This is a genomic window from Clostridium psychrophilum, assembly GCF_018861705.1.
In the GTDB taxonomy this organism is placed as follows: domain Bacteria; phylum Bacillota; class Clostridia; order Clostridiales; family Clostridiaceae; genus Clostridium_AD; species Clostridium_AD psychrophilum.
Genome location: NZ_JAHLEC010000175.1, coordinates 1 through 4,116, shown reverse-complemented (window position 1 = coordinate 4,116; position 4,116 = coordinate 1). Strand labels below are relative to the sequence as shown.

Annotated in this window: 4 protein-coding genes; 3 read left to right on the top strand and 1 reads right to left on the bottom strand. The window is 27.4% G+C overall.

Annotated features, from left to right (window positions below; translation table 11 throughout):
* The first annotated feature begins 288 nt into the window (after positions 1 to 288).
* Genes KPL38_RS18420 through KPL38_RS18410 form a run of 3 tightly spaced genes read left to right on the top strand, consistent with a single transcriptional unit; the run spans position 289 to position 3,625 of the window.
* A complete protein-coding gene (locus KPL38_RS18420) occupies positions 289 to 1,539 on the top strand; it encodes a M16 family metallopeptidase (protein ID WP_216290590.1) in 1,251 nt (416 codons plus the stop codon).
* 2 nt (positions 1,540 to 1,541) lie between these two features.
* Positions 1,542 to 2,426, top strand: a complete 885-nt coding sequence (gene recX / locus KPL38_RS18415) for a recombination regulator RecX (RefSeq protein ID WP_246578037.1) — start codon at positions 1,542 to 1,544, stop codon at positions 2,424 to 2,426.
* A 5-nt stretch (positions 2,427 to 2,431) separates the two neighbouring features.
* Positions 2,432 to 3,625 carry a transglutaminase domain-containing protein gene (locus tag KPL38_RS18410; RefSeq protein WP_216290589.1) on the top strand — a complete coding sequence of 398 codons (1,194 nt, stop codon included), beginning with the start codon at positions 2,432 to 2,434 and terminating at the stop codon, positions 3,623 to 3,625.
* A 19-nt stretch (positions 3,626 to 3,644) separates the two neighbouring features.
* On the opposite strand, the gene KPL38_RS18405 is transcribed toward KPL38_RS18410, so the two are convergent.
* A complete protein-coding gene (locus KPL38_RS18405; RefSeq protein WP_216290588.1) occupies positions 3,645 to 4,001 on the bottom strand; it encodes a tetratricopeptide repeat protein in 357 nt (118 codons plus the stop codon).
* Positions 4,002 to 4,116 lie beyond the last annotated feature (115 nt).

Below are 4,116 nucleotides of genomic sequence, written 5' to 3'. Positions count from 1 at the left end.
TAAGATGTGTTTGCTATACCCCAAAATAGGTTAAAAACGTAATAAAGCACCAGCTATTGCTGGTGCTAATAATTAAAACTTTTTGGGACATTTTCAAATTCAGTTGACATAGAGTTTCTTATTTACTTGGAAATTATCTCTAGTACAAATCCGTTAAGAATATAGTCTAAAATACTTGAAAGTATGATATAGTTAAACTATATTGATTTTTGCTTTATAATAATTATATATTAATTAAGGAAGCTAAATAATTATAGTAATACAGTTTTGGGTTAAAAGGAGAGTAAGATGAGTAAAGAAATTTTTAATACGAAACAAACCAAATTAGAAAATGGTATTAATCTTATTACCATTAAAAAGGATAGTCAAATTGCAGCAGTTCATGTTGGAATTAATATAGGTTCACTCTTTGAAGAAAAAGATGAAAAAGGAATAGCACATTTTATAGAACACATGCTTTTTAAAGGCACTGAGAATAGCACTAATGAAAAGTTGAACAGTGATTTAGAAAATCTAGGTGGAGAATATAACGCATACACTGATTTCAACTGTACAGTATATAGCGCTACAATATTAAAAGAAGAATTAGAAAATGCAGTAGAAGTCCTTGGTGATATGTTATTAAACTCAATTTTCCCAATTGATGAAATTGAAAAGGAAAGAGGAGTAATCCTTGCAGAAATAAGATCAATTAATGATGACATTGAGGATTTAAGTTTTGTGAGAGTTAATGAAATTGCGTTTAAACATAGTCCACTTAAGGAAGATACAATTGGAAATGAAGATGTAATAAAATCGGTTGTAAGAAAACAACTAGTTGATTTTTATAATAAATATTATGTCCCTAATAATGCATTTATATCTATTGTATCTCCATTCGAACATGTGGACATAATAAATATGATTAATAAATATTTCGGCAAGTGGATTAATAAAAAATTTAAAAAGAAAGAAATAATACCTGAACATAACCAGTTTATTAAAAAAATATCCTATAAAAAAGAAATAGAGCAAAGCACTATAATTTATCTATATACTTTTGATGGATTAACTAAAGATGAGGAATTAGCACTAAGAGTACTAAACTTTAAGTTTGGTGAAAGTGCTAATTCTATATTATTTAGAGAACTTCGCGAAAAACGTGGATTATCTTATGATGTATATACTCAATTAGATACATCAAACAATGTTAAAATATTATATATTTATACATCAGTGTCAGCTAAAAACGTAGATGAAGCAATTAAGGCAATTGATACTGCAATTAAAGATATTGAAACTGAAAAAATACTTTTTGATGATAATACAATAGCACTAATGAAAAAAATATTAAAAACTGCAATTGCATCAACACTTGAGGATTCAACAGATCTTGGTAATTATGTAATACATCAAGTTATGGACAATGAAAATATATATGAGTTTACAGAAGATATGAAAAATATGGGGAACATCAAAAGTAAAGATTTATATGATGTTGCTAGAAAAGTTTTGCAAAAACCAACAATTCATATATTTTTGCCAGAAAAGAGAGGCTAATATTGGGAAGCATTATAACAAAGATTGAAATGCAAAAGAGGAATAAAAGAAGAGTAAATATTTATATGGATAATGAATTTGCTTTTGCCTGTGATGCAGAGCTTATATATATTCACAATATAACCAAAGGCAGATCTATGGATAAAGAAGATTTAGAAGGTATAGCTTGTGAAGACAATTATATAAAAGGGAAAAATGCTGCTCTCCATTTTTTAGAAAAAAGCTTTAAGTCTGAAAAGCAGGTATCAGACAAATTAACTATAAAAGAATTTGATATTAAAACTATTGATAGAGTATTGGAGTTCTTAAAGCAGTATGATTTTGTTAATGATGAGCGGTTTATAGAGCTATTTATAAAAGAGAAAATTAGATCTATTGGAAAAAACAGAATTAAGTTTACTTTAATAAAAAAATCTCTTCCTAAGGAATTAATTAATGAAGCAATAAGCAAAATAACTAGTGAGCAGCAATTAGAGGTAGCGTTGAAATTAGGTGAAAAAAGACTAGTGACTTTATCAAAGAATGAAAATGATACAAAAAAACTTTATAAAAAAATTTCAGATTATTTAGCAAGAAATGGATATAATTATGAAATAATTAAAAAGGTTTTGGCTAGAATAATAAATAATGATAGGGAAGAGAATATAAAAGAAAGTATATTAGATGATGAACAAACCATTAAAGAAAATTATAACAAACTATATGAGTTAGCTGACAAAAGATATAATATATTAATTAAGTCAGAGTCCTCAAAAATAAAGTTATATAAAAAGTTAGGAGATTATCTTTTAAGAAGAGGTTATCAATGGGATCAAATTAAAAAAATATTAAAAGAGTTAATTAATCAAATTGATGAAATTGATAATGCTACTAATGAAGGCAGGTGATATGATTGTTTAAGCAACCCGTAAGTATTATTTTACTATTATTTTTTATATACCCAATAATTAAAGGGTTTATATTCAAATTCTCATCGCAGCATTTAAAAGGGGCTATGGGAGGGGTATTTCAAAGCATATCTTTCTTAATATCCTTGTGTTTAGGCATTTATTACACTAAAAAGATTTTTATTGAACATAATACAGGGATGTATGCAACAATATATAAAAGTATACCGTTAAATATTCTAGACTTTATAAATAGTAAACCATTAGTAATTTATATACTTATAATGCCACTTGTGATACTAATACTTTGTAGCGTCATAAATTTTGTAGCTAATTTTATTAGCAGATTTACTCTTTATCCTTTATTTGACGGTGTAGAGAATCTGCTTAAGCAAAAAAGTGTGTTTTTTAAAAGAATTGCGGGGGCAATATTTCAAGTTCCTAGAGCAATATGTTATGTAATTGTTATTACTTTTATATTGAATTTTCTGTCGCTTCTTAATGTAACAGATACGTACAATAAATATTTAGAAGAATCACAAGCATATAGTTATATTTCGAAGGAAGTAGTTATTCCTCTTACTAATTCGAAACTTGCTAAAAATCTTCCAAATGTTGTTAATAATTCTTTCAAAATTGTAGTAAAAGATCCTTCAAACTCTGATACAAATAAAACAAATGTACAAAATGTACCAAATGTACAAAATAATCAGAAGGGTACAATTTACTATAATGGTATTACTTTAGAACAAGGGGTTAAGTCTAACGATGAAATAAATAAATTGGCAGTTAATTTAGTCCAGGGTGAAAATGAAACAAGAGATAAAGCAAAAACTTTATATAAATGGGTAGGTACAAAAATAGCTTATAGTGATGAAAAGGCAAATAAAGTATTAAATAACGATACACAAATGACATCTGGGGCAATTCCAACTTTTAATTCCAGAAGTGGAATATGTTTTGATTATGCATGTCTATATGTAGCTATGTGTAGAGCTAATAATATAAAGGTAAGAATTATTACTGGCCAGGGTTTTAATGGGAGTAATTGGGTTAGTCATGCTTGGAATCAAGTCTATATAAAGGGAGAAAATAAATGGATTAATGTAGATCCTACATTTTTAGTCGGTGGGGATTATTTTGATAGTGCAAGATTTACTATCGACCATAAAGCTGAGAGTATAGCTGGAGAATGGTAAAAAAATAGCTCCCCCGCATTTAGGGAGCTATTTTATAGCTTTTTAATAATAAGTTAATGGCTTTTTCACAATCTACATCATCATTATTTAATGTCCAAGCAGTATTAAAGTAATACAATGCTTTTGCCTTATTAGCACACATGGCATAACAATAAGCTAGGTTAAAAAAGTATTTACTTTCACGACGAAGAGATATAGCAGAATAAAACAAGGGTATTGCTTTATCATATTCTTTTAAGTGAATAAAACATACTGCGGTGTTATAAAGTGAACTTACTTCATTATCTTTCATCTCGCTAGCCTTTTTATATAGAGCTATTGCTCTGCTGTAATCTTTAGTATTGTATATAGCGTTAGCCTTTTGAAAGTACTCCATTATTATCCTCCTTGTATAATCTAATTATAAGTTTGATAAGAAACCTTCTTTAAATAATACGAATGATTTCTTACTTATCTTTATTAATGTTAATGTTTATTTTTATTCATTTCTA

Bases quoted from the DNA above. Each gene is read 5' to 3' on its own strand.
- KPL38_RS18420 (WP_216290590.1), top strand. From the start codon at position 289: ATGAGTAAAGAAATTTTTAATACGAAACAAACCAAATTAGAAAATGGT.
- KPL38_RS18405 (WP_216290588.1), bottom strand. From the start codon at position 4,001: ATGGAGTACTTTCAAAAGGCTAACGCTATATACAATACTAAAGATTAC.